We start from the raw sequence: 23,989 nt of genomic DNA on the forward strand, positions 1-23,989 counted from the left end.
GTTCGCGCGTAAAACACCGACCCAAGGGACAGAGGCTGGACACACTGGCATGAACGAGATCAGCACCATTCCGGGCAATCTGCCCGCCGCACCTGATGCATCCGAAGAGATGCAAGGCGTGCTGCCGCATCACATTGAGGCGGAGCAGCAGCTTTTGGGTGCGATCCTGACCAACAATGATGTTTACGACCGGGTCGCCTCGATCATCAATGCCTCGCATTTCTATGAACCGGTGCACCAGCGGATCTATGAGATCGCCGCCAGCCGGATCGCCAAGAACGCACTGGCCAGCCCGGTGACGCTGAAGGCGTTCATGGAAGAGGACGAAGGGCTGAAGGAGCTGGGCGGCCCGGCCTATCTGGCCCGTCTGGCGGGGGCGGCGATTTCATCTTTTGCGGCGCGTGACTATGCGCAGATGATCTATGATCTGGCGATCCGGCGCGAGCTGATCCGGCTGGGCGAAGACATCTCCGCCAAGGCCGCCAAGGTTGATATCTCGTCCGAACCCAAGGAACAGATCGTCGAGGCCGAACAGCAGCTTTATAAGCTGGGCGAAGCCGGACAGGTCGACAGCGGATTTCAATCCTTCCTCAAGGCCGTCACCGGCGCCGTGCAAAACGCCAATGCCGCCTATGAGCGGGGTGGCGGCATGGCCGGGATTTCCACCGGGCTGATTGATCTGGACAAGAAGATGGGGGGCCTGCACCCGTCTGACCTGATCATTCTGGCGGGGCGTCCCTCGATGGGGAAAACATCGCTGGCGACCAACATCGCGTTCAACGTCGCCAAAGCCTATAAAAAGGGGCTGAAACCCGACGGAACCGAAGGGGCGATTGATGGCGGTGTGGTGGGCTTCTTCTCGCTTGAGATGTCGGCCGAACAGCTCGCGGGGCGGATTTTGGCCGAAGCGGCCGAGATTTCCTCGCACACCATTCGCCAGGGGGATTTCCAGGAAGACGAGTTCCGTCGTCTGGTGCAGGCGGCCAAGGATCTTGAGGCCTGCCCGCTCTTCATCGACGACACCCCGGCCTTGCCCATTTCACAGCTGGCGGCGCGGGCGCGGCGTTTGAAGCGGACCCATGGCTTGGACCTGCTGATTGTCGACTATCTGCAGCTTTGCCGCGGCATGGCCGACAACCGGGTGAACGAGATTGCCGAGATTTCCATGGGGATGAAGGCGATTGCGAAAGAGTTGAATATCCCGGTGATTGCCCTGTCACAGCTGTCACGTCAGGTGGAAAGCCGTGATGACAAACGCCCGCAACTCAGCGACCTGCGGGAATCGGGCTCGATCGAACAGGATGCCGACGTGGTGATGTTCGTCTATCGCGGAGAATATTATAAGGAACGCGAGAAACCGGGCGATCACGAGCTGGACCGGATTGCCGCCTGGCAAGAAGAGATGGAGCGCCTGCACGGCAAGGCCGAAGTCATCCTGGGCAAGCAGCGTCACGGTCCAATTGGCACGGTGGAGCTGAGCTTCGAGGCGCGCTTCACCCGCTTTGGCAACCTTGTGCAGCAATGGCAGCAAGGGTCCGAACCGGACTACTGATCAACGACATTTCACGGTAGGGTGCACCACTCACGGGGCCCCGCCTATCGAGCAAGGGCCCCCAAGAGGTAAATTCTGGGGGTCCTTTTGTTTTGCCCGGGGGTCCCCCCCAAAAAACGCGGAGTATGTGGATAGGACGGATGCCTCCGGCGGAGGAATTTTTTGCAAGAGGAAGCGGCCACCGGGTCGGGATATCCGATGGCGTGTTTCCAGGTTTGACTGAGGCCGGAGGCCCTGCCGCGCAGCATCGGCCCAACGGCGATTGCGCCGCGACGCGGTGCTCGCGCATTTCAATCTCCGTTGCAAACGCTTGGAATGTCGGGTTCAGCGGCGGTAATCGGTGATCATCATGTAATCCTTGCGCGGCCCGCTGACCCGCCAGGTCGACCGCCAGTTTGGCCAGCGGGTGAAGGCGTAGCTGACCTCGTAATCATCTGGTGGGCAGTGGTGAAACCCGGTGGCGGTATCGCCCGCAAGGCCGATGCGGTGGAAATCGCGCCCATCGTCAAACAGCACACGCACGCCGTCCGGGTCCGGCCGCCATAGGTACCGGCGGGTGGCCTGCATGGTGGTGGACCCATTTGGACCAGTGGGCAGGCGCAGCTCGCCAACCTCGTCATAGACAAAGCCCTCGACATCCGGGATGAACGTGGCGACCCCGTCAAAAGCCCCGGAACTGCCCGCCTTGGCGTCTTCGATCCGGCGGGTGATCAGCCAGCGCCCTTCAAAATCGGCAAGTTGCAAACTCACTTCACCACCCCTTCATAGATATCACCACGCGACCCGATAAAGCGCACCGCATCACCATTGCGCGCCATGTCATAGTAGCTGGCAAGGGGCGACGCGCCCCAAGTCGAGCAATATTGGTCGCCCTGAACAAACCATGTGCCCCAGCTTTCGCCCGCCCCTGCGGCATAAAACGTGCGCCCATCCGCGTGAAAGATCTGCCACACGCCCTGATCTTTGCCCAGGTAATTCACCCGGGCATCAGTCAGAACGGTACGAATCTCATCGCCATTCGTTGGATGAAACCCCTCATCCGCGCCTGCAATCGGGACATTTCCCAGCATGAATGTCGCTAACAGCGCCGCAATCCGCCCCATCTGCGCGCCCTTCTCTTGTTTGCCGCACTGCGGCAGTCTATGACAGCGCCAACCGGAGCCACAACGTAAAAAGGCCGTGACATGATCCCACGCTATTCCCGCCCCGAAATGGTCGCCATCTGGTCGCCCGAAACCAAGTTCAAGATCTGGTACGAGATCGAGGCCCATGCCTGCGACGCGATGGCCGATCTGGGTGTCATCCCGCGTGAAAACGCCGACGCGGTCTGGAAAGCGAAAGACGTGGAATTTGACGTGGCGCGGATCGATGAAATCGAAGCCGTGACCAAACATGACGTGATCGCCTTTCTCACCCACCTGGCCGAACATGTTGGGTCGGAAGAGGCCCGTTTTGTGCACCAAGGCATGACCTCGTCCGACGTGCTGGACACCTGCCTGAACGTGCAACTGGTGCGCGCCGCTGACATCCTGCTGGACGGCATGGACAAGGTGCTGGCCGCGCTGAAAAAACGCGCGTTTGAACATAAAGACACGGTGCGTGTGGGCCGCAGCCACGGCATCCACGCCGAACCGACCACGATGGGTCTGACCTTCGCGCGCTTCTATGCGGAAATGGATCGCAACAAGAACCGTCTGGAAAAGGCCCGTTACGAAATTGCCACCGGCGCGATTTCCGGCGCGGTGGGCACCTTCGCCAATATCGATCCGGCGGTTGAGGAACATGTCTGCGAGAAGCTGGGCCTGCGCCCAGAGCCGATCAGCACACAGGTGATCCCGCGCGACCGCCACGCCATGTTCTTTGCGACGCTCGGTGTGATTGCCAGCTCGATCGAAAACATCGCCGTAGAAATCCGCCACATGCAGCGCACCGAGGTTCTGGAAGGGGCCGAGTTCTTCTCGATGGGCCAAAAGGGCTCGTCCGCGATGCCGCACAAGAAAAACCCGGTGCTGACCGAAAACCTGACCGGTCTGGCCCGTTTGGTGCGGATGGCCGTGGTGCCCGCGATGGAAAACGTGGCACTGTGGCACGAGCGCGACATCTCGCATTCGTCGGTGGAACGCGCAATTGGGCCAGATGCCACTGTGACCCTCGACTTTGCCCTGCATCGTCTGGCCGGCGTCGTGGACAAGATGCTGATCTTCCCCGACAACATGCTGGACAATATGAACAAATTCCCCGGCCTGGTGATGAGCCAACGCGTATTGCTGGCGCTGACCCAAGCAGGTGTGTCGCGCGAAGACGCCTATTCGATGGTGCAACGCAATGCGCTGAAGGTCTGGGAAGAACGCCTTGATTTCCGTGAATTGCTGCTGGCGGATGAAGCCGTTGTCGCGGCACTTGGCGTCGACGCCATCAACGAGAAATTCGACATGGGCTATCACACCAAACATGTCGACACGATTTTCAAGCGGGTGTTCGGCGCGTAATCGCCACCCAATTTCAGGAAAATCGCGATTTGTGGTATCATGGGGCTCTTCACTATGGAGGGCCCCATGTTCATTCGTACATTTCTGGTTGGGCTCAGTCTGACCGTCACATTGCTTCTTTCTCCTGCCCAAGCCTGTGAAAGGCACTCAAAACAGGCGCAAAGCTGTGTCGCGGGACATGTCTGGGACGATGACAGCAAGACCTGCGTGCCGGTGGTCTCCGGCTGATCTCTTGGCTGCAATTTTATCTTTCCGGCCATAGGGTAAGCGGCTGTTAACACCGCTCTGGCACAGTGCCCACAAAACGGGATACTGGAGCGGACTTTGAGCAACGCGCTTACACCGATGGACAGCGATGTGGTTTTGCCCGGCGATCTGCCGGACCTTGGGGCCATGGGAATGCCCCAACCGTCCATGCCTGGCCAGATGGGCGGGCAAATGTCGTCAGTGCCGCACCTGACAAAAAAGAAAAAAGCCGCCATTATCGTACGGTTGTTGCTGTCGGAAGGGGCCCAGCTGCCCCTGGCAGATCTGCCTGAATCGATGCAATCTGATCTGATCGAGCTCCTGTCGGACATGCGGCTGGTGGACAAGGCCACGGTCACCGCGGTCATCGAAGAGTTTCTGGCTGAAATCGATGCGGTGGGGCTGACCTTTCCCGGCGGGTTGGAAGGGGCGTTGAGCATCCTTGATGGCTCGCTTGATCCGGGCATGATCGCGCGGGTGCGCAAAAATGCCGGGGTTAAAGTGGCGGGCAATCCTTGGGAAACCATTGCCGGGCTTGATCCGAAGAGACTTTTGCCCGTGTTGGAAAGCGAAAGCACCGAAGTGGCAGCCGTTTTGTTATCAAAGTTGAAGGTCTCGGTCGCGGCTGAGCTTTTGGGCCAATTGCCCGGGCCGCGCGCCCGCAAGGTGGCCTATGCCGTGTCGCTCACCGGCAATATCGAACCGAATGTGGTGGATCGGATTGGCCGCTCTTTGGCAGAACAGCTGGATGCCCAACCGGTCAGCGCCTTTGCAGAAGGGCCGGTGGAACGGGTCGGCGCGATCCTGAACTTCTCGCCCGCGGCCACGCGCGATGATGTGTTGACAGGGCTGGACGAGGAAGATCAGGTCTTTGCCGAAGAGGTGCGCAAAGCCATCTTTACCTTTGCCAATATCCCGGCTCGGATCGATCCGCGCGACGTGCCGAAGATCACCAAAGATATCGATCAGGCCGTGCTGATCACCGCATTGGCCGCCGCAACGGGCGAGCTGGAAGCGGCCGCCGAATTCATCCTCGGCGCCATGTCGAAACGCATGGCCGAACAGATCCGCGAAGAGATGCAGACCCTCGGTAAGGTCAAGGCCTCGGATGGTGAGGCCGCGATGAATGACGTCGTTTCGCGTATCCGCGAGATGGAAGGCGCAGGCGAAATTCTGTTGATTGCCGAAGATGAAGAATAGTGCTGCGCGCAGGCACTAACTGCCAAACGCGATTGGCTTGCGGTCAGTGAGGTCCGGAATTATACCAGATCCATGACCATTGCCCGTAACAGCGGGAACTGCCGGCAAGCTAAAGGGGTCTCATGGCGAAATCGGAGTTTGAACCCCGGGCTTACATGGCTTATCTGGCCCTGCGTGCCGTGCTTGGCTTACCCAAATTGCTACCTTACCGCGCGCGGATCAGAACCATCGGCTGGTTGACATCGGCCCTGGTCGCTCCGGTTGCAGGCTATCGCAAGCGGGTCCGAAACAATCTGCGCCTGATCTTTCCGGACATGGACCCGGCCGAGGTAAAACGCCTGGAACGTGCCGTTCCCAACAATGCGGGGCGGGTGTTGGCCGAACTGTTTTCATCCGATGATTTTGTGCGCCACCTGGGCAAGCTGGAGCTATCCGGTCCCGGTGTCGAGGCGCTGATCAAAGCGCGCGATGACGGGCGCCCAATCATCGGCGTGTCCGGTCATTTCGGCAATTACGACGTGATGCGGCTTGCCATGGTTCAGAACGGGTTTTCGATTGGTGCGCTTTTTCGGCCCTTTGCCAACAAGTATTTCGATCGCTACTACCGCCGCGCGCTGGAAACCGTGGCCAAACCAATTTTCCCTCAAGGTCGCCGCGGCCTGACCGACATGTTGCGCCACCTAAAAGACGGCAACATGATTGCCATTCTTGCCGATCAACGGGCGGATGATGGCGAACGGTTGTCGTTCTTTGGTCGAGATGCGTTGACCCCTATTTCAGCAGCCGAAATGGCACTGAAATACGATGCAATGCTATTTTGCGCCTATGGGATCCGCCGCGAAAACGGGGTGGATTTTGACATGGTGATCGAAGAGCCGATCCCCCATGGCGACCCGAAGGAAATGATGCAGGCGATCAATGATAGTCTGGAAGCGCGGGTGCGCGACAATATGGATCAATTTCTGTGGATCCATAACCGCTGGCAGATCCCGGACAATCGTCAAGACGGCAGCTGATAAGACCGCACAGGCCGGGGTCTTGAAGCGTTTCGGTGTTCATCTCGCACAGGCGAAAACCGAAACCCAGTCAGCGATATCAAGGTCCTGGGTGTTTCGCGGCAAACATGCCGCTGAGGTTTATCCCGAAACGGATCAGTTTAACCGGATCGCAGCCTGAACCGGACCGGGATACCCTTTGTCCGTTATGGATTGCAAAATCAGCGCCGCTGCCCCTTCGCCAAGCGTGGGCAAGGTCAGCTCCAGCTCACCCGCTCCGTCCCAACTGGCCACGGCATCCAGCCTGGTCACGACATTGGAATAGGTGATCTGGTGGCCCGCATTTTCCCCGCGGGTGATCATCACGGTTTGACGTGGCATGAAGTTTACAAGCAAGGCCACCATCGGTGCTTCGGGCACGTTATGGGTTACCGCATAGGCCTTTACAACGGCCCCCCCCTGATCGTCGGGCTCGGCCGACAACATGACCTGCCCCATCAAGTCGCGGTGTTTTTCCAACGCATCAAACACTTCCATCGGGCGGTTGCCCACCGCATGGGTGACCCCGCCAATGACCATTTGTGGCGTGTATTTATACCGCGCCTGGACCGCCCGGCGATAGCCTTCCTGACGGTCGGTAAATTGCGGTTGCGCAAAGGTATCTTTCCAGCCGATATAGTCCCAGTAATCCACGTGAAACGCCAGCGGCAGAAGGTCTTCGCGCGAAGACATATCCGATAACAACTGATCGGCAGGCGGACAGGACGAACAGCCCTGTGATGTAAAAAGCTCTACCACCACAAGCGACCTTTCACCAGCCATCGCCGATCCGATGGTCATCATCATGGCCAGTGCAGTGCCGTATATTGCCCGCATCAATTCACCTCATCCGTCTTCTTCCCCCGTGATAACGCAGCGCAGGCGTTGGGGCCAATCAAGGTTTTGCGAGCAGATTGTTACAGTTGGGCCTTGATTTGGAGAATTTGGTATACAAATGCATACCACAATATACTCACCCTTGAAACCACCTCACGATCTGGGCGACAACCGTAGCAGCAACCCCCGTGAACCCACACCATAAGGGAGCCATTTTATGACTATCACCGTAGGATCCGACAGTATTCAGTCCCGTAAGTCGTTGAAAGTTGGCGACACTTCTATCTCCTATTATTCCATTCCCGCAGCCCAGAAAGCCGGTCTCGGAGACTTTTCGCGCCTGCCCGCCGTTTTGAAAGTGGTGCTCGAAAACATGCTGCGGTTCGAAGATGACGGCCGCACCATCAGCGTCGATGACATCAAGGCTTTTGCCGATTGGGGCAAAAACGGCGGAAAAAACCCGCGCGAAATTGCCTATCGCCCGGCCCGTGTGTTGATGCAGGATTTCACTGGCGTCCCCGCCGTGGTTGACCTGGCCGCCATGCGGGATGGGATCAAGGCGCTGGGGGGGGACGCGCAGTTGATCAATCCGCTCAACCCCGTGGATCTGGTCATCGACCACTCGGTCATGATCGACGAATTTGGCAATCCGCGCGCGTTCCAGATGAACGTGGACCGCGAATATGAACGCAACCTGGAACGCTATACTTTCCTGAAATGGGGCCAGTCTGCGTTCAACAACTTCCGCGTTGTGCCCCCGGGCACCGGCATCTGCCACCAGGTGAACCTGGAATATCTGGCCCAGACCGTCTGGTCGGACGAAGATCAGAACGGCGAACAGGTGGCCTATCCGGACACGTTGGTGGGCACGGACAGCCACACAACCATGGTCAACGGCGTGGCCGTTCTGGGCTGGGGTGTGGGCGGGATCGAGGCCGAGGCCGCGATGCTGGGCCAGCCGATTTCGATGCTGATCCCCGAAGTTGTCGGGTTTGAACTGACGGGCGCGATGGTCGAGGGCACGACCGGCACGGACCTTGTGTTGAAGGTGGTCGAAATGCTGCGCGCCAAAGGTGTGGTTGGCAAGTTTGTCGAATTTTACGGCGAAGGGCTTGATCGCTTGCCATTGGCCGACCGGGCGACGATTGCAAATATGGCACCGGAATACGGCGCAACCTGCGGCTTCTTCCCCATTGACGACGAGACCCTGCGCTATTTGCGCAATACCGGTCGCGACGAAGACCGTATTGCGCTGGTCGAGGCCTATGCGAAGGCCAATGGTTTGTGGCGCGACGCAGACTATGCGCCGATCTACACCGACACGCTCTCGCTGGATATGGGCACAATTGTGCCCGCGATCTCTGGTCCGAAACGCCCGCAAGATTACACCCCGCTGGATCAGGCCGCGACCGCATTTCTTGACGTCGTGAACGAATATCGCGGGATTGATGCGGATCCGGAAGCCGAAGAAATGGCCGCCGAAGGCCCCGCGCCCGAAGCCCCGGCGGACCCGCGCAAATCGGTGGCGGTCAAGGGCGAGGATTACTCGATCCGTGACGGGTCGGTGGTGATCGCTTCGATCACCTCCTGCACCAACACTTCAAACCCCTATGTGATGATCGGCGCCGGTCTGGTGGCGCGAAAGGCGCGCGCTTTGGGATTGAACCGCAAGCCGTGGGTGAAGACCTCGCTCGCACCCGGGTCCCAAGTTGTGTCCGCCTATCTTGAGGCCGCCGGCCTGCAGGAAGATCTGGATGCGATTGGCTTCAACCTGGTGGGTTATGGCTGCACCACTTGCATCGGCAACTCTGGCCCGATCCAGAAAGAGCTGTCCGAAGCGATTGCCGAGGGCGATCTGGTGGCAACCTCGGTCCTGTCGGGCAACCGCAATTTCGAAGGTCGGATTTCGCCGGACGTGCGCGCAAACTATCTGGCCTCGCCGCCTCTGGTGGTGGCCTATGCGCTGGCGGGCGATATGAATATCGACCTGGTCAACGACCCGATTGCGCAGGATAAAAACGGCAAGGATGTTTATCTGAAAGACATCTGGCCCAGCACCGAAGAAATCGCGGAGCTGGTTGAGAAAACCGTGACCCGCGAGGCGTTCCAGTCGAAATATGCCGACGTCTTCAAGGGCGATGAGAAATGGCAGGCGGTGGAGACCACCGGGGATGAAACCTATGACTGGCCCGCCGCCTCGACCTATATCCAGAACCCGCCTTACTTCCAGGGCATGGCGAAAGAGCCGGGCAAGATTGCCGATATCACTGGCGCACGGGTGCTGGCGGTGCTGGGCGACATGATCACCACCGACCACATCTCACCGGCCGGGTCTTTCCCCACCACCTCGCCCGCAGGCCAGTACCTGCTGGATCACGGCGTTGAACCGCGCGAGTTCAATTCCTACGGCTCGCGGCGCGGCAACCACGAGGTGATGATGCGCGGCACCTTCGCCAATATCCGCATCAAGAACGAGATGCTGGATGGCGTCGAAGGCGGCTATACCAAGGGGCCAGATGGCACAAAGGCGTCGATCTATGACGCGGCCATGGCCTATCAGGCCAAGGGCACGCCGCTGGTCGTCTTCGGCGGGGTGCAATATGGCGCAGGCTCCAGCCGCGACTGGGCGGCCAAGGGCACCAACCTATTGGGCGTAAAAGCGGTGATTGCCGAAAGCTTTGAACGCATCCACCGTTCAAACCTCGTAGGCATGGGTGTGATCCCGTTCGAATTCACCGGCGGCGACACGCGCAAGACCCTGAAGCTGACGGGCGAGGAAACCGTTTCGATCAGCGGGCTGGAAGGCGATCTGAAACCGCTGAGCAACGTGCCCTGCACCATCACCTATGCCGATGGCTCGGAAAAAGAGATCACGCTGAAATGCCGGATCGATACCGAGGTTGAGGTGGAATATGTCGAAAATGGTGGGGTGCTGCATTACGTGCTGCGCAATCTGGCCAAAAGCTAATCCGGGCCTCACCACCAGGAAACGCGTCGTTTCGGGCGGGTTTCCTCATTCCCCTCCGATTGTCATTTTCTCTGCACGCCCAACCTGTTACCCTTTTAAGGCGAACAGGAGAGACAGATGACCAAAACCGTTCTCATCACAGGTGGCGCGCGCGGGATTGGCCGGGCGATTGCCGATGATCTGGTGCGCGATCACCGGGTGATCCTGACCTATTTTTCGGACAAAACGCCGGGCAAAATTTTTGTCGCCAAGAACCCGGGCAACCTTGCGATCCGCGCAGACTTCACCAATCCGGATGAACCGGCAGAGGTGGTCAAAATGGCCGTATCCGCCTTTGGGAAAATCGACGCCATTGTGAACAACGCGGCAATTGTCGCGGAAACTCCGATCGAGGATATGGATCCTGCGCAACACGCGGCCATGTATCAGGTGAATGTCACCGCCCCGGCGGCGCTGGTGGCTGCGGCCCTGCCCCATATGCCGGATGGATCCGCCGTCCTGAACGTCGCATCTGTCAATGCCTTTTCCCCGCCTGCCAGTGCGGGCGCCTACGCGGCCAGCAAAGCGGCGCTGATTGCCATGACAAAGGCGCAGGCCAAGGCGCTGGGGCCGCGCGGCATTCGCGTGAACGCCATCGCCCCCGGCCCGATTGAGCGGTCTTATGCGCCACGCCCGGAGGAGGTTCAGGCGGACATTCGGACGGACAGTGCCCTGGGGCGCAATGGCCAGCCGTCTGATATCGCAGGCCCCGCCCGGTTTTTGCTCAGCGAGGCCGCGGGGTTCATCACCGGAGAGGTTCTGACAGTCTCCGGTGGTTATCGGCTGTAACACACCATTTCTTAAACCCTTGATGCAAAAAGGGGACATGCGGCAAATCCTGCGACATATCCCCTTTCCGGTTTTCGAAGCCCTCGCATTTGCGGGCTTTCTGATTTTACTGCATCTGGCGGCCTAAGCCCTGCGCTGGGATCAGCTGCCTGCTTGCCCGGCCTCGGCGATGGCGGGGCGGATGATCGTGTCCAGAACGCTTTCGGTGATCGGTCCGGCAAACCGTTTGATGATCACCCCGTCCTTGTCGATCACGAAGGTTTCCGGCACGCCATACAGCCCCCAATCAAGCCCGGTGCGGCCTTTCTTGTCAGCCATCAACGCCACATAAGGGTTGCCCAGTTCTTCCAGAAACCGCAGCGCCTTGGTGTCTTCATCCTTGTAATTGATGCCGTAAATGGTCACGCCATCGCGCGCCAGCGTTTCCAGTTGCGGGTGTTCCACCCGGCAAGGCGCACACCAGCTGGCCCAGAAGTTGACCAGCTTTACGCCGCCAGTTTTCAGCTCTTCCTGGGTGAACTCCACCCCGGTGCCCAAGGGCGACACCGACAGTGCGGGCACGGTGCCCCCTTCGCGGGTGGACGGCAAGGCACGCGGGTCTTTGCCATTGGACATGCCCCACAGGAACATGCCAGCGAGGGCTGCAAACAGCACCGGCGGCAGGATCATCAGCGGGGAAATCTTTTTCTTCTCAGCCATTTTTGCGGCGCTCCTCAGCGGCGGTCAAATCCGCCTTCACCTTGCGGCTTGTGCGCAGGGTCACGAAAATCAGCAATCCGACCAGAAGCAGGGTCAGCCCCCAGGACCACAGGATTGCGTCGGCATATTTTCCAAGCTCAAGCATCGATCATCCTTTCACGGGCCATCAGGGCATGCAGGCGACGGCGGCGCACTTCGGTGCGGGTGCGGATCAGCAGCAGCACCACAAAAAGGAACCCGAAGCCGATGATCGCCAGCACCAAAGGCTGCCAATAGACATTGGCCACATGTTCTTCCTTATCGAGCGACAGGGACGCGCCCTGATGCAGGCCCTGGTTCCAGAAATTCACCGCGTAGCGTGACAGAAGCGCAAAGACCGACCCTACGACGCACAGGACCGAGGTCAGGTCGGCGGCGGTATCCGGGTTCTCGATCGCGGCCCACAGCGCCATGTAACCGAGGTAAAACAGAAAGAGGATCAAGAACGAGGTCAGGCGCGGATCCCAAGCCCAATAGGTGCCCCACATCGGTTGCCCCCAAACCGCCCCCGTGATCAGCGAAATCACCGTCATGGTCACCCCGATCAGCGCGGCGGCCTTGGCCGCCAACGCCGACACATGGTGGCGACGAATGAGCCAGATCAGCGAGGTCACCAGCATCATCACCCAGATGTTGATCGCCATCGTAGAGGACGGCACATGCACATAGATGATCTTGACAGAATTGCCGAAATTGGCGGCTTCGGGGGTGAAGAAGAAGCCCCAGATCAGGCCAGGCACAAGGGTGAGGACGCACAGGGCAATGGCCCAGGGCAGCACTTTGCCCGACAGGGCCATGAACTTCACCGGGTTGGCATATTCCCACAGCGCGTTCATGCGCTGGCCGAGCGACCTTTTTTCGGAACGGTTGGTCGTTGTCTGTGTCATCGGGTTTCCTCTAAGGCTCCCATAATCGGTGGCAGGTCTGGGCGCAACACTAACCCAGGTCACAAGCGGGTGACTTGATTTATCTCAGGCCTATCTAAGATTAACACGCAAAGCAGCCGAGGCGGCAAATGGCAGCAGGGCGATGGAGCCTGCGGTGATGCCCGCCATCATCAACAGCGGTGTGGTGGCGGCGAACCCGGCCATGCCGCGGGTGGCGGCCTCAGCCCCGAAAATCAGCGTCGGGATGTAAAGCGGCAACACCAGAAGCGACATCAAAAGCCCGCCGCGCTTCAACCCCACGGTCAGAGCGGCCCCAAAGGCCCCGATCATCGACAGCGCCGGGGTGCCCAACAAAAGCGTGATGAAGATCCACGAAAACCCGGGGCTTTCGAGCTGCATCAGCGCGCCGAAAAACGGTGCGGCCAGGGTCAGCGGCAGGCCCGTCACCAGCCAATGCGCCAGCGCTTTCACCGCAACGATCCCCTCAAGCGGGATCGGGGACGTGGCCAACAGATCCAACGAGCCATCTTCGAAATCGAGCTGAAAGATCCGGTCCAGCGACAGAAGGCAGGCCAAAAGCGCGCCCACCCACAAAATCCCCGGCGCGATGCGCGACAGGATATCGCCTTCGGGGCCGACGCCGAACGGCACCAAGGTTGAAACGATCAGGAAAAACGCAAGACCAAGGCCAAAGCCGCCTCCGGCGCGCATCGCCAGCCGCAAGTCCCGGATCAAAAGTGCAATCATAGGAACGCCTCATCAAAACCGTCGGAATGGGCCGGGTCGCTGGCGGTGGCGGGGTCGGCCTTAAAGGGGCCGATGTCAAAGCTCGCCGCCTCCAGACCGAGGTCGATATGGGTCGCAATCAGGGCCGCGCCGCCCCGCGCCTGATGGGCGCGTACCGCATCGGCAAACAGCCCAACGGACGGCACATCCAAGGACACGGTGGGTTCATCCAAGAGCCAGATCGGTCGGCCCGTCACCAAAAGCCGCGCCAGCCCCAACCGGCGTTTCTGCCCGGCCGACAGGTTGGCCGAGGGGCGTTCCACCAGCCCCGCCAGATTGAAGCCTTCGACCGCGGCGGAGATATCCTCCTGCCCATGCACCGACGCCCAGAAGCGCAGGTTTTCCTCGACCGTCAGCGTGGCCTTCAACCCGTCCGCATGCGCCCCATAGGTGATGGTTTCCGGCTCCGCCTGCACCTCGCCCACCAGCGGGGGTTGCAGCCCGGCCAAGGTCCGCAGAAGCGTTGTTTTGCCAGATCCGTTTGGACCGCGCAGGATCAGCACCTCACCGGGATTGAGCGCAAAACTCACCCCTTGCAGGATCGGCACGCCACCCCGGGTGACGGTCAGGTTTTCGGCCGCGAGTCGGGCGTTATGACGGGGCAAATCTTTCATACGCTTGGCTTAGACCGGAAGTGCGGCCAAGGCAATGCGCCGCCCCTCGGCCAGCAGCACATTATAGGTGCGACAGGCGGCGGGGGTGGCCATGGGTTCCACGCCAACGCCCTTGGCTTCCAGCGCTTCGCGCAGGGCTTTGGGCGCATAGGCGGTTTCAGGGCCGGTGCCGAAAAACAGCACATCAATCTCCCCTGCCAATGCCTCGATCGGGGCGCTGTCTTTGCCATCCCAGCTGATCAGCCGCGCGGCGGTCAGCAGGATCGGGCCGTGGGTTACCTCATCCGCGATACGGAAAAAGCCGGGGCCATAGCCATCGACCGGGGTCGCCCCATCAAACGTGACTTCGTGAAACTGCATGGCGCTCTCCTGTCAGGATTGGCTGGTGAGGATGGAATAAAGGCCCGACACCGCCGAACCCGCAATGATAAGATAGGCAACCCGCCGGTAAAGTTCGGTCAAGCCGGGGCGAAACAGGTGATTGCCCAGAAGATTGCCAAGAAGGTTGGGCAATGTGGCCAGGATCCCCAGTACAAGCGGCAGGCCGATCAACCGGCCCAGCGCCAGAAATCCGATCAACATCAGGATGTCAAAGGCAAACAGAAAGGCTGTGTTATTTGCGCGGATCACGCGGGCAGGATGCGTGGACGCCATATAAAGCAGGATGACCGGCGGGCCGGGAATGCCAGCGGCGCCCCCCAACAGGCCCGACATGCCACCGGTGGCCCAGACCAACCTTGGGGTCAACATGCCGTGATAGCGAAACCCGGACACCAACAGGCCAACCATGCCAAGGCTGATCACGGATACGCCCAGTTTGAAGACCGACGGGTCAACCGCAAAGAGCACGGCAAGCCCGACGGGCAACATCAAGACCAACCCGCCAAGAAGTCGCAGCAGATCCTTGGGGTGACCATCACGCAGCGCTCCGGGTATGGCTGGCATCGGACCGATGATGTCCATGACAATCAGCACCGCCACGGCGGCCACCGGATCAACGACCTGCGAGGCGACGGGAAGAAAGATCAGCGCGGTGCCAAACCCTGCAAAGCCGCGCACCAGCCCGGCCACAAAAGCCGCGGCCAGCAACCATCCAAGCCCTGGCAGGGCCAGGGCTTGGACAAAGATATCAGGCATCGATATTGGCGAACTCGTTGCCAAGATCCTTGGTTTCGGTCTTGTCCCAATTGCGCTTCACACCAAGGCGCAGCAGGATGGCCGAGGCCACGAAGATCGAGGAATATGTCCCGACCACAACACCCCAGATCATCGCAAAGACGAAACCTCGGATCACGTCGCCGCCCAGCACGTAAAGCGCGATCAGCGCAATCAACGTGGTGAGCGAGGTCATCAAGGTCCGCGCCAGCGTCTCATTGATCGACAGGTTCAGCACTTCCTTCAAGTCGAGCTTTTTGTAGCGCCGCAGGTTTTCGCGCACCCGGTCAAACACAACCACGGTATCGTTCAGCGAATAGCCAACGATTGTCAGAAGCGCCGCGATGATCGCGAGGTCGAACTTGATACCCAGAAGGGCAAACACCCCGATGGTCAGCACGATGTCGTGCACCAGCGCCGCCACAGCCCCCAGCGAGAACTGCCATTCGAACCGCAACCAGATATAGACCAACACCGCCGCAATCGCCGCGAGGACCGCATAGACCGCCGTCAGGATCAGCTCGCCCGACACTTTCGGGCCCACCGATTCCACCGACGGGAAAGTGATCGCCGGATCGACACCCGACAAGGCCCCTTCGATCAGCGCCATGGTCTCAGGCGTCATCGCCTCCTGGCCTTCCTGGGCTTCGATGCGGATCTGGCTCACATGCTGATCCGCGCGGAAGTTCACATCGTTCACCTCAACAATCGAGATGTCGCCCAACCCCAGCGGGGCCAGCGCATCGCGATAGGCGCCCACATCCACGGCCTGGGTCGATTCCGTCCGGATTGTGGTGCCGCCACGGAAGTCGATACCGAAGTTTAGGCCAATCACGAAGAAGAGGACAATCGATGCAATCATCGCCAGGCCAGACGCCCCAAGGGTCGCAATGGTGTTTTTGAAGAAATCAAACACGCGGCCCTGCGGGGCCAGGCGAATGCCCTTGATTTCCAGCGTCTTGGGTTCCTTGCGCTCATGCCACATCACGATCATCAGGCGGGTCAGGAAGATCGCGGTGAAGACCGAGGTGATGATCCCCAGCCCCAGCGTCACGGCAAATCCGCGCACCGGGCCCGAGCCCATGACAAACAGGATCACAGCGGTGATGAAGGTGGTGATATTGGCATCGAGAATGGCGCTGAGCGCCTTTTCATAGCCAAGCTCAATCGCCCGCGCAGGCCCTTTGCCCGCTTTCAGCTCTTCCCGGATCCGTTCAAACACCAGCACATTGGCATCCACCGCCATACCGATGGTCAACACGATCCCGGCAATGCCCGGCAGGGTCAGCGTGGCCCCGATCATCGACAGAAGGCCAAAGATCATGCCCACGTTCAGAATGAGCGCCACATTGGCCACAATCCCAAACCAGCCATAGGCCATCCCCATGAAGATCAGCACACCGGCAAAGGCCACCATCGAGGCCACTTTACCTGCATCAATGCTGTCTTGGCCCAGTTCCGGGCCAATGGTGCGCTCTTCCACATAGGTCAGTTCGGCTGGCAGGGCACCGGCACGCAGCAGGATCGCCAGATTGGTCGATTCCTCGATCGAGAAATTACCGGTGATAATGCCGGACCCACCACAGATCTGTTCATTGATACGCGGGGCCGAAATCACCTCTTCATCCAGCACAATTGCAAACGGCGCACCCACATTGGCGCCGGTATAGTCACAGAACTTGCGCGCGCCAGAGACGTTGAAGCGGAAGTTCACCGCAGGCTGGCCATTCTGATCGAAGGCCGGCTGCGCGTCGTTCAACTCTTCCCCCGTCACAACCGGGCTTTGCTCCAGCACATAATAGATGCCTTCCTCGTCCATCGACGGGTAGAGCACATTGCGCGCGCCCGGGTCGGTATTGGCATTGGAGGTGCGATTTTCCACCGGGTGGAAGGTCAGCTTCGCGGTCTTGCCGATGATCTCTTTCAACTCGGACGCCGACCCAATGCCCGGCACCTGGATCAGGATCCGATCCCGGCCCTGACGCTGAATGGTCGGCTCGCGTGTGCCCACCTCGTCGACACGGCGGCGAATGATTTCAAGGGTTTGCAGGATGGTCCGGTCATCGGTGGCAATGCGCTCTGCCTCTGACAGGGTCACAACAAACTCGCCCTCGCGGCCCGTGGACACCTCGATATCGGTTGACCCGACACCTTGCAGGCTGACCACCGGCTGCGCCAGGGTCTGCACCTTTGCAATCGCTTCCGGCAACGCTTCGGGGCGCGAGATTTTCACCCGCAGTTCATCCGGCTTGCTGTCCTGGCGACGAATGGTGCCAATGGTGTCACGATCATCGCGCAGCAGGTTGCGCACCTCGGGCCACATCGCATCCATGCGCGCGCCGTACACATCCTCAACCTCAACTTCGGCCAGCAAATGCGCGCCCCCGCGCAGATCAAGCCCCAGGTTCACCAGCCCGCTGGGCGCCCAATCGGGCCAGGCAGAGCGGTCCGCCTCCAGTTCGGCTGTGGCGCCAGTGGTTTCAATGGCTTTCACCGCGTCATTATGGGTTTCCACGCGGGTGTAAAACCCGTTCGGCGACGCGAAATACAGGCCCAGGATCACCAGACCCCAAATGACCAGTCGTTTCCAAAGAGGAATTTGCAGCATGATGCCTGCCCGATTTTGCCCGTGTATCAAAAGGAAAACGCGGCCTCGGGGGGCATTCCCGGGCCGCGTCGGAAGGTGTTAACCCTCAACCGGTTCGGTTTTCGACACCACCTGCGCGATCGTCGAGCGCACAACGCGCACCTTCACGCCCTCGGCAATCTCGATCTCGACCTCGGCTTCGTCTTTCACATTGGTGACCTTGCCAATCAGACCGCCCTGGGTGACCACCTTGTCATTGCGACGAAGCGCCCCCAGCATCGCCTGATGCTCTTTCATCTTCTTCTGCTGCGGACGGATCATGAAGAAATACATGATCGCAAAAATCAGCACCATGGGGATCAGCATCGAGTTCAGGATACCGCCACCGGCACCCCCTGCAGCCTGAGCAAAAGCCGGAGTTGCAAACATCTTATTTTCCTTTTCTTCCGGGGGCGCACCACGGGTCATCACGACCGCACCCCACCTGTCTGGCGCGCACCCTATATGGGGGCCAATGGCTTGTCCAGCAAGGGAGAGAGGGAAGGTTTGTGGCTGGGGAAAAGACGGCAGGTGACAGGCGGTGGGGGATGGTGTTTTGTGGGGAAAACAACTTATGCGGGGATAAATGAGCGGCGAGGTCAAAACACCATCGACGTTTAGTGTCGTATTCTTGATCACTATGATGCTACTTGCGCTTTACGTAGCCTTTTTCGAAGGCAGGCCCATCTATTGTTTCATCCTGCTTCTAGGACTATGCAACCCTAGGCTTTGGCGGGAAATGACCTTGTTTGCGAAGCAATTTTTTGGATCTTCAAAGCGAAGTTGAGATAAACCAAAAGCAACACTTAGAAGGTGCGAATCCAATTGGCTGTCGGCGTCGGGACCTAACAACATGTCATCAAATAACAGGACCTACTTTACCAGTTTTCATCTCCTAATCATTGTTCTCGCTGCCACTGGCATATGGGCGGCAACTGGCTTCGAATACAAATTGCTATTCGTCATATTCATATTTGTGGCATTCGTTCTGCATATCATACAGAATTCTCGCTTAATGCGGGCTGACCTTCTGGGCAATGATCAACAATATGAGGGCATAGATGAAAGCACGTTCATAGGAGCACCCCGCGCTCTGCCTAGTTTCTTTAGAGCTTACAGAAAACTCCTTTGGCGCCATCCATCTTTGATGAAATTTGCCACCGAAGTCAGCTTGGCGCTAGTTGCACTCTTGCTCATGGTACTATCAGCTCAATTCATCGGCGGTAACGGCGTGCTGATAGTGATGACACTTTACTTCCTGACCATCATGAGAAGATTTATTTGGGAAATAGGCCGCCACCCGAAGTTCCAACTCCGATTTCCTTTTTCGCGCAACACACACACTCGATGATTGGCGAACACCGCAACACCTAACTCCCCCCTTCCCCTGCCGCGCCCAAACTGGCATATGGGCGATAGGCCCAGACAGGCCGCAGTTTAAGGATAAATGACATGCATGATATTCGCCTGATCCGTGACAACCCTGATGCGTTCGACGCCGCGATGGCCCGTCGGGGCCTTGATGGTGTGTCAGGTGAAGTGCTGTCGCTGGATGGTGCGCGCCGAGATGCAATACAAGCAGCAGAGGCGCTGCAAGCCGCGAGAAATGCTGGAGCCAAGCAAATCGGCGTGCTGAAAGCCAACAAAAATAGATCCCAAGAGGACGAAATGCTCTTGGCTACTCTGATGGATGATATGTCACGTCAGAAGAGTGAGATTCAGCAAGCTGCTGAGCAAGCCAAAGAGCTCGACGCGAAACTGACCGACATCCTGATGGGCCTGCCCAACATCATGTATGACGATGTGCCGGACGGCGAAGACGAAGACGACAACGTGGAAATCAACCGCTGGGGCACCCCGCGCGAGATGGATTTCAAACCTGTGGAACATTACGAGCTGCCCGCCGTGCAGGCGGGTCTGGATTTTGAAACCGCCGCCAAACTCTCCGGTTCGCGCTTTATGGTGCTGTCGGGTGCTGTCGCCCGCACCCACCGCGCGCTTGCCCAGTTCATGATGGACGTGCACACCGAAGAAAACGGTCTGACCGAAACCTGGACGCCGGTGCTGGTCAAGGAAGAGATGATGTATGGCACCGGGCAACTGCCGAAATTTGGCGAAGACAGCTACAAGACCGAAGATGGCTGGTGGCTGGTGCCGACCGCCGAGGTGACCCTGACCAATATCGTGAATGGCGTAACCGTCTCTGAGGATTACCTGCCGCGCCGCTACGTGGCCCACACCCAATGTTTCCGCTCGGAAGCGGGCAGCGCGGGGCGCGACACAGCGGGCATGCTGCGCCAGCACCAGTTTGAAAAAGTTGAAATGGTTTCAGTGGTTAAGCCGGAACTGTCCGAAGCCGAACACGCCCGTATGACGCGCTGTGCCGAGGACATTCTGGAACGCCTGAACCTGCCCTACCGCACCGTGAACCTCTGTTCCGGCGACATCGGCTTTGGCGCCAAACGCACCCATGACATCGAGGTCTGGTTGCCCGGTCAAAACACCTATCGCGAGATCAGCTCGGTCTCGACCTGTGGTGATTTCCAGGCGCGCCGGATGAACGCACGTTACAAACCCAATGAGGGTGGCAAGCCCCAGTTCCTGCACACGCTGAACGGCTCTGGCCTAGCTGTGGGCCGCGCCCTGATCGCGGTGCTGGAAAACGGCCAACAGGCGGATGGGTCGGTTGACCTGCCCGATGCGCTGCACCCCTATCTGCGCGGAAAAACCCGGATCACGGCGGAAGGCGTCCTCGCTTAACCCCCTGACAACATAAAGAAACCCAAAGCCCGGCCATATTGACCGGGCTTTTTCATGTCTTCATTTTCTGGACAAAAATATCCCCGCCGGAGGCACAGGCTCATCGAAGATGAGCCATCGCCGCTGCGCGGCGCGAGGCTTTGGCCGAGCGCGTTTTATCCAGCCAAATAAACGCCTTTGCGACCGGCGAGATCGATGAAATATTGCCACGCCACGCGCCCGGATCGCGCGCCCCGTGTGGCCTGCCATTCAATCGCTTCGGCGCGCAGGGTATCAGCGTCAACGTCAACGCCATAGGCCTCGCAATAACCTGTAATCATTGACAGATATTCATCTTGCGAACAGGGGTGAAAGCCCAGCCACAGGCCAAACCGATCCGACAGCGAGACCTTTTCTTCCACCGCTTCCGACGGGTTGATCGCCGAGGAGCGTTCGTTCTCGATCATGTCGCGCGGCATCAGGTGGCGGCGGTTTGAGGTGGCGTAGAACACCACATTGTCGGGCCGCCCTTCGATGCCCCCGTCCAGCACCGCTTTCAAGCTTTTGTAATGCTGGTCGTCATGGCTGAAGCTGAGGTCATCACAGAACAACAGAAAGCGGTGTTCAGAGCCGCGCAGGAGGTTCAGAAGCCGCGCCACGGAATGCAGGTCTTCCCGTTGTAATTCCACGATTTTCAGCGCCTCCCCCCGCGCCAGAACCTCCGCATGCACCGCCTTGACCAGCGAGGATTTCCCCATCCCCCGTGCCCCCCACAAAAGCGCATTGTTGGCGGGCAGTCCGCGGGCAAATTGAAGCGTGTTTTCCAAAAGCGTATCGCGTGAGCGATCCACCCCGACCAAAAGATCAATGGCCACCCGGTTCACGCGGGGCACGGGTTCCAACCGGTCGGGCGCGGTGTGCCAGACAAAGGCATCGGCCAGGCCGAAATCCGGGGCAGCCAAAGGGGCGGGTGACATGCGTTCCAGTGCCTCGGCGATACGTGTCATGAGGGTCTGATCCGTGCCTGTGGCCGCCATGGGGAGCTCCTTTGCGATCCAAACAAAAGTTTAAACTCTTTAAAGGGGGAAATGCGGAAAGTTTAAAGTCTTTAAAGGGTGAAGGGCAAAACTTTAAAGTTTTCACCGATAGGGCAAAGCCGTTCTTCTTGGTCCGATTCCCGTCTGTTCAGCCGCATCAGAAAAAGAAAAAGCGCGCATGAAGGCTGCGCGCTTTTTGTTGTGTCATTGTCAGGGATTATTTGCCTTTGTCGGTGCCTTCATCCCCGGCCTCATCACCGATTTCGGTGGCCTCGTCTTCGTCAAACTCGGCCATCAGTTCGTCGTCTTCAGCCTCGTCATCATCATCCTCGAACCACAGGCCCTGCGCGCGCAGATCTTCTTCGCGCTTTTTCTCGACCCGGCCGACAAGGAAGATCGAGATTTCATAAAGGCCGTAGACCACCACAAAGAGGATCACCTGGGTGATCACATCGGGCGGCGTCACCAGCGCGGCCAGCACAAGAATGCCCACCACGGCGTATTTGCGCACCTCTCCCAGCCCTTTGGCGGACACCAGCCCGGCTTTGCCCATCAGGGTCAGCAGCACAGGCAGTTGGAAACACAGCCCGAAGGCCACGACAAATTTGATCGTCAGGCGCAGGTATTCCTGCACCGAGCCCTGGAAATCGATCGAGGCCTGTACGTCGGTTTCCCCCACGCCGCCCGTCTGCTGGAAGCCCAGGAAGAAGTCGAAGGCCAGCGGCATCACCACGTAGAAGGCAAAGCTTGCGCCCAGGAAAAACATCACCGGGCTGGCGATCAGGAAGGGCAAAAACGCATTCTTTTCAGACTTGTATAGCCCGGGCGCCACAAAGCGCCACATCTGGTAGGAGATATAGGGAAAGGACAGGATCAGCCCGCCAAACAGCGAGATCGACACCGCGACAAAGAAGCCTTCCTGCAGCTTGATCAGGATCAGCCCGCAATCCGCCTGCCCGCGTTCGGCCATGGTTTGACACAGCGGGTCGGTCAGGAAGTTGAAGATCGGGTTCCACACGGTAAAACAGATCACCATGCCCACGATAAAGGCGATGGCAGAGTGCATCAGCCGGGTGCGCAGTTCCGCCAGATGTTCAATCAGGGGCGCAGAGCTGTCCTGAATATCGTCCTGCGTGTCGTCTTGCATCTCGTTCGGGATCTCGTCGGTTTTTGTCATGCGTCAGATGCATCCCCAGAGGGTTTGGTGGGCGTGCTGGCCGCTTTCTTGGGCGCGGCTTTCTTGGCGGGTGCCTTTTTAGCGGTTGCTTTTGCAGTGGTTTTCGCAGCCGTCTTGGCGGGCGCTTTCTTGGCGGGCGCTTTCTTGGCCGGGGCTTTTTTCGCCGCTGGTTTCTTAGCGGCGGGTGTCTTGGCAGGGGTGGATTTTGCCGCATCCCCCGCCGCCGCATCTGCCGCTTTCGCCTTGCCTTTGCCGGTCGAGCGTTTCACCGGAGCCGATTTCTTTGGGGCTGCTTTCTTGGGGGCCGTCTTCTTCGCCACCGGATCGGTTGGACCGTCTGCAATCTCGGCGGCTTCGCGGGCCTTCTGTTCGGTCGCGGCTTTGGCGGTGGCTTCGTGGATCTTGCGGGCCACTTCGGCGCGTTCTTCCGACAGTTCGGGCGTTTTGGTCGCCTCATCCGCCGCCTTCTGGTCGCGCAGCGCCTTGGAGGGATCCCATTTCTCGAACCCGTCTGCGGCACGATTGAGCGCATCCAGCCCCATGGATTTCGGGTTGGCCACACCTTTCAGCGTGCCGGCGATATCCTTGGCGCCGCTTTCATCGGCGGCTTCGTTCATGGCCTGGCTAAATTCGCGCGCCATCTGGCGGGCACGGGCCGTGAACCGCCCCAAGGTGCGAAACATCTGCGGCAGGTCTTTTGGACCCACCACGATCAGGGCAACCACCCCGATCACCAACAGCTCGGTAAACCCGATATCAAACATGGGCAGCGCCCCCCAACAGGTTGCCCGGTTTCATGGCAGGTGGGATCCGCGCCCCCTGCCCCCAGGCCGGTTGCGGCTTACGCCTTTTCCTTGTCTTCTTCTTTCTCGGGGGTGACGTCTTTGGCAGCCTCAGAAGCCTGATCTTCGATCTCTCGCTTGCCGTCATCCACGCCTTTCTTGAACGCGGTGATGCCTTTGCCAACCTCACCCATCAGCGACGAGATCTTGCCCCGGCCAAACAGGACCAGAACCACAACTGCGATCAGAAGAAGGCCGGGAAGGCCGATATTGTTGAGCATAAGTGTCTCCCTC

25 protein-coding genes are annotated in these 23,989 nt (G+C 59.1%); 9 read left to right on the forward strand and 16 right to left on the reverse strand.

Annotated elements, in window-relative coordinates; all coding sequences use genetic code 11:
• Positions 1-49 precede the first annotated feature (49 nt).
• On the forward strand, positions 50-1,552 hold the full coding sequence (locus ACP15V_RS01605; RefSeq protein ID WP_424941934.1) for a replicative DNA helicase: 1,503 nt from the start codon (positions 50-52) through the stop codon (positions 1,550-1,552).
• A 324-nt stretch (positions 1,553-1,876) separates the two neighbouring features.
• Here the strand turns inward: ACP15V_RS01605 and ACP15V_RS01610 are convergent, their stop codons facing one another.
• Positions 1,877-2,302 (reverse strand): DUF6314 family protein, encoded by a 426-nt coding sequence (locus tag ACP15V_RS01610; RefSeq protein ID WP_424941935.1) that lies wholly within the window; start codon positions 2,300-2,302, stop codon positions 1,877-1,879.
• Positions 2,299-2,622, reverse strand: a complete 324-nt coding sequence (locus ACP15V_RS01615; protein ID WP_424941936.1) for a hypothetical protein — start codon at positions 2,620-2,622, stop codon at positions 2,299-2,301. Before ACP15V_RS01615 ends, ACP15V_RS01610 begins: the two co-directional genes overlap by 4 nt.
• Positions 2,623-2,736: 114 nt before the next feature.
• Between ACP15V_RS01615 and purB the strand changes: the two genes are divergently transcribed.
• The 4 genes from purB (at position 2,737) to ACP15V_RS01635 (ending at position 6,503) form a co-directional block, all read left to right on the forward strand.
• Positions 2,737-4,041 carry an adenylosuccinate lyase gene (purB, locus tag ACP15V_RS01620; RefSeq protein ID WP_424941937.1) on the forward strand — a complete coding sequence of 435 codons (1,305 nt, stop codon included), beginning with the start codon at positions 2,737-2,739 and terminating at the stop codon, positions 4,039-4,041.
• A gap of 66 nt (positions 4,042-4,107) precedes the next feature.
• The gene (locus ACP15V_RS01625; protein WP_424941938.1) at positions 4,108-4,269 is read left to right on the forward strand and encodes a hypothetical protein; all 162 of its coding nucleotides are present in this window, start codon (positions 4,108-4,110) and stop codon (positions 4,267-4,269) included.
• Between the two features lie 171 nt (positions 4,270-4,440).
• A complete protein-coding gene (locus tag ACP15V_RS01630) occupies positions 4,441-5,487 on the forward strand; it encodes a flagellar motor switch protein FliG (protein ID WP_424942709.1) in 1,047 nt (348 codons plus the stop codon).
• Between the two features lie 122 nt (positions 5,488-5,609).
• Positions 5,610-6,503, forward strand: a complete 894-nt coding sequence (locus ACP15V_RS01635; RefSeq protein ID WP_424941939.1) for a lysophospholipid acyltransferase family protein — start codon at positions 5,610-5,612, stop codon at positions 6,501-6,503.
• Positions 6,504-6,638: 135 nt separating this feature from the next.
• Here ACP15V_RS01635 and ACP15V_RS01640 read toward each other — a convergent pair whose 3' ends face one another.
• The gene (locus tag ACP15V_RS01640; protein WP_424941940.1) at positions 6,639-7,358 is read right to left on the reverse strand and encodes a DUF1223 domain-containing protein; all 720 of its coding nucleotides are present in this window, start codon (positions 7,356-7,358) and stop codon (positions 6,639-6,641) included.
• 217 nt (positions 7,359-7,575) lie between these two features.
• On the opposite strand from ACP15V_RS01640, the gene acnA reads away from it, so the two are divergent.
• Entirely contained in the window at positions 7,576-10,326 is a 2,751-nt protein-coding gene (gene acnA, locus ACP15V_RS01645) for an aconitate hydratase AcnA (protein WP_424941941.1), read from the forward strand.
• Positions 10,327-10,443: 117 nt separating this feature from the next.
• A complete protein-coding gene (locus tag ACP15V_RS01650) occupies positions 10,444-11,154 on the forward strand; it encodes an SDR family NAD(P)-dependent oxidoreductase (protein ID WP_424941942.1) in 711 nt (236 codons plus the stop codon).
• A 141-nt stretch (positions 11,155-11,295) separates the two neighbouring features.
• Here ACP15V_RS01650 and ACP15V_RS01655 read toward each other — a convergent pair whose 3' ends face one another.
• From ACP15V_RS01655 to yajC, 9 genes are all read right to left on the reverse strand, one after another.
• Entirely contained in the window at positions 11,296-11,853 is a 558-nt protein-coding gene (locus tag ACP15V_RS01655; protein ID WP_424941943.1) for a DsbE family thiol:disulfide interchange protein, read from the reverse strand.
• Positions 11,846-11,998: a heme exporter protein CcmD gene (gene ccmD, locus ACP15V_RS01660; RefSeq protein WP_424941944.1), complete on the reverse strand. Its 153-nt coding sequence runs from the start codon at positions 11,996-11,998 to the stop codon at positions 11,846-11,848. The genes ACP15V_RS01655 and ccmD overlap by 8 nt, the downstream gene beginning before the upstream one ends.
• Positions 11,991-12,779 carry a heme ABC transporter permease gene (locus ACP15V_RS01665; RefSeq protein WP_424941945.1) on the reverse strand — a complete coding sequence of 263 codons (789 nt, stop codon included), beginning with the start codon at positions 12,777-12,779 and terminating at the stop codon, positions 11,991-11,993. Before ACP15V_RS01665 ends, ccmD begins: the two co-directional genes overlap by 8 nt.
• Before the next feature lie 90 nt (positions 12,780-12,869).
• Entirely contained in the window at positions 12,870-13,526 is a 657-nt protein-coding gene (gene ccmB / locus ACP15V_RS01670; protein WP_424941946.1) for a heme exporter protein CcmB, read from the reverse strand.
• The gene (gene ccmA, locus ACP15V_RS01675) at positions 13,523-14,179 is read right to left on the reverse strand and encodes a heme ABC exporter ATP-binding protein CcmA (protein ID WP_424941947.1); all 657 of its coding nucleotides are present in this window, start codon (positions 14,177-14,179) and stop codon (positions 13,523-13,525) included. Before ccmA ends, ccmB begins: the two co-directional genes overlap by 4 nt.
• A gap of 9 nt (positions 14,180-14,188) precedes the next feature.
• Complete coding sequence (locus ACP15V_RS01680) at positions 14,189-14,539, reverse strand: Mth938-like domain-containing protein (RefSeq protein WP_424941948.1); 351 nt, start codon at positions 14,537-14,539, stop codon at positions 14,189-14,191.
• Positions 14,540-14,551: 12 nt separating this feature from the next.
• Positions 14,552-15,316, reverse strand: coding sequence for a TSUP family transporter (locus tag ACP15V_RS01685; protein ID WP_424941949.1), 765 nt, complete (start codon positions 15,314-15,316; stop codon positions 14,552-14,554).
• Positions 15,309-17,942, reverse strand: a complete 2,634-nt coding sequence (secD, locus tag ACP15V_RS01690) for a protein translocase subunit SecD (protein ID WP_424941950.1) — start codon at positions 17,940-17,942, stop codon at positions 15,309-15,311. The genes ACP15V_RS01685 and secD overlap by 8 nt, the downstream gene beginning before the upstream one ends.
• Before the next feature lie 78 nt (positions 17,943-18,020).
• A complete protein-coding gene (yajC, locus tag ACP15V_RS01695) occupies positions 18,021-18,350 on the reverse strand; it encodes a preprotein translocase subunit YajC (RefSeq protein ID WP_424941951.1) in 330 nt (109 codons plus the stop codon).
• A gap of 757 nt (positions 18,351-19,107) precedes the next feature.
• Here yajC and ACP15V_RS01700 point away from each other — a divergent pair.
• Positions 19,108-19,311 (forward strand): hypothetical protein, encoded by a 204-nt coding sequence (locus ACP15V_RS01700; protein WP_424941952.1) that lies wholly within the window; start codon positions 19,108-19,110, stop codon positions 19,309-19,311.
• A 101-nt stretch (positions 19,312-19,412) separates the two neighbouring features.
• Positions 19,413-20,720 carry a serine--tRNA ligase gene (serS, locus tag ACP15V_RS01705; RefSeq protein WP_424941953.1) on the forward strand — a complete coding sequence of 436 codons (1,308 nt, stop codon included), beginning with the start codon at positions 19,413-19,415 and terminating at the stop codon, positions 20,718-20,720.
• 155 nt (positions 20,721-20,875) lie between these two features.
• On the opposite strand, the gene ACP15V_RS01710 is transcribed toward serS, so the two are convergent.
• From ACP15V_RS01710 to ACP15V_RS01725, 4 genes are all read right to left on the reverse strand, one after another.
• Positions 20,876-21,736, reverse strand: a complete 861-nt coding sequence (locus tag ACP15V_RS01710; RefSeq protein ID WP_424941954.1) for an ATP-binding protein — start codon at positions 21,734-21,736, stop codon at positions 20,876-20,878.
• Positions 21,737-21,953: 217 nt separating this feature from the next.
• Positions 21,954-22,913, reverse strand: a complete 960-nt coding sequence (gene tatC, locus ACP15V_RS01715) for a twin-arginine translocase subunit TatC (RefSeq protein ID WP_424941955.1) — start codon at positions 22,911-22,913, stop codon at positions 21,954-21,956.
• The gene (gene tatB, locus ACP15V_RS01720; protein WP_424941956.1) at positions 22,910-23,677 is read right to left on the reverse strand and encodes a Sec-independent protein translocase protein TatB; all 768 of its coding nucleotides are present in this window, start codon (positions 23,675-23,677) and stop codon (positions 22,910-22,912) included. The genes tatC and tatB overlap by 4 nt, the downstream gene beginning before the upstream one ends.
• Before the next feature lie 77 nt (positions 23,678-23,754).
• Positions 23,755-23,976, reverse strand: coding sequence for a twin-arginine translocase TatA/TatE family subunit (locus tag ACP15V_RS01725; RefSeq protein WP_424941957.1), 222 nt, complete (start codon positions 23,974-23,976; stop codon positions 23,755-23,757).
• Positions 23,977-23,989 lie beyond the last annotated feature (13 nt).

This window comes from Aliiroseovarius crassostreae (genome assembly GCF_049803815.1).
GTDB lineage: Bacteria > Pseudomonadota > Alphaproteobacteria > Rhodobacterales > Rhodobacteraceae > Aliiroseovarius > Aliiroseovarius crassostreae_A.

Coding starts and splice junctions, on each gene's coding strand:
- ACP15V_RS01650 (WP_424941942.1), top strand. CDS start 10,444: ATGACCAAAACCGTTCTCATCACAGGTGGCGCGCGCGGGATTGGCCGG.
- ACP15V_RS01615 (WP_424941936.1), bottom strand. CDS start 2,622: ATGCTGGGAAATGTCCCGATTGCAGGCGCGGATGAGGGGTTTCATCCA.
- ACP15V_RS01710 (WP_424941954.1), bottom strand. CDS start 21,736: ATGGCGGCCACAGGCACGGATCAGACCCTCATGACACGTATCGCCGAG.
- ACP15V_RS01665 (WP_424941945.1), bottom strand. CDS start 12,779: ATGACACAGACAACGACCAACCGTTCCGAAAAAAGGTCGCTCGGCCAG.
- ACP15V_RS01725 (WP_424941957.1), bottom strand. CDS start 23,976: ATGCTCAACAATATCGGCCTTCCCGGCCTTCTTCTGATCGCAGTTGTG.
- ACP15V_RS01605 (WP_424941934.1), top strand. CDS start 50: ATGAACGAGATCAGCACCATTCCGGGCAATCTGCCCGCCGCACCTGAT.
- purB (WP_424941937.1), top strand. CDS start 2,737: ATGATCCCACGCTATTCCCGCCCCGAAATGGTCGCCATCTGGTCGCCC.
- ACP15V_RS01625 (WP_424941938.1), top strand. CDS start 4,108: ATGTTCATTCGTACATTTCTGGTTGGGCTCAGTCTGACCGTCACATTG.
- ccmB (WP_424941946.1), bottom strand. CDS start 13,526: ATGATTGCACTTTTGATCCGGGACTTGCGGCTGGCGATGCGCGCCGGA.
- tatC (WP_424941955.1), bottom strand. CDS start 22,913: ATGACAAAAACCGACGAGATCCCGAACGAGATGCAAGACGACACGCAG.
- ccmA (WP_424941947.1), bottom strand. CDS start 14,179: ATGAAAGATTTGCCCCGTCATAACGCCCGACTCGCGGCCGAAAACCTG.
- acnA (WP_424941941.1), top strand. CDS start 7,576: ATGACTATCACCGTAGGATCCGACAGTATTCAGTCCCGTAAGTCGTTG.
- yajC (WP_424941951.1), bottom strand. CDS start 18,350: ATGTTTGCAACTCCGGCTTTTGCTCAGGCTGCAGGGGGTGCCGGTGGC.
- ACP15V_RS01640 (WP_424941940.1), bottom strand. CDS start 7,358: ATGCGGGCAATATACGGCACTGCACTGGCCATGATGATGACCATCGGA.
- secD (WP_424941950.1), bottom strand. CDS start 17,942: ATGCTGCAAATTCCTCTTTGGAAACGACTGGTCATTTGGGGTCTGGTG.
- ACP15V_RS01655 (WP_424941943.1), bottom strand. CDS start 11,853: ATGGCTGAGAAGAAAAAGATTTCCCCGCTGATGATCCTGCCGCCGGTG.
- ACP15V_RS01630 (WP_424942709.1), top strand. CDS start 4,441: ATGCCCCAACCGTCCATGCCTGGCCAGATGGGCGGGCAAATGTCGTCA.
- ccmD (WP_424941944.1), bottom strand. CDS start 11,998: ATGCTTGAGCTTGGAAAATATGCCGACGCAATCCTGTGGTCCTGGGGG.
- ACP15V_RS01635 (WP_424941939.1), top strand. CDS start 5,610: ATGGCGAAATCGGAGTTTGAACCCCGGGCTTACATGGCTTATCTGGCC.
- serS (WP_424941953.1), top strand. CDS start 19,413: ATGCATGATATTCGCCTGATCCGTGACAACCCTGATGCGTTCGACGCC.
- ACP15V_RS01685 (WP_424941949.1), bottom strand. CDS start 15,316: ATGCCTGATATCTTTGTCCAAGCCCTGGCCCTGCCAGGGCTTGGATGG.
- ACP15V_RS01680 (WP_424941948.1), bottom strand. CDS start 14,539: ATGCAGTTTCACGAAGTCACGTTTGATGGGGCGACCCCGGTCGATGGC.
- tatB (WP_424941956.1), bottom strand. CDS start 23,677: ATGTTTGATATCGGGTTTACCGAGCTGTTGGTGATCGGGGTGGTTGCC.
- ACP15V_RS01700 (WP_424941952.1), top strand. CDS start 19,108: ATGAAATTTGCCACCGAAGTCAGCTTGGCGCTAGTTGCACTCTTGCTC.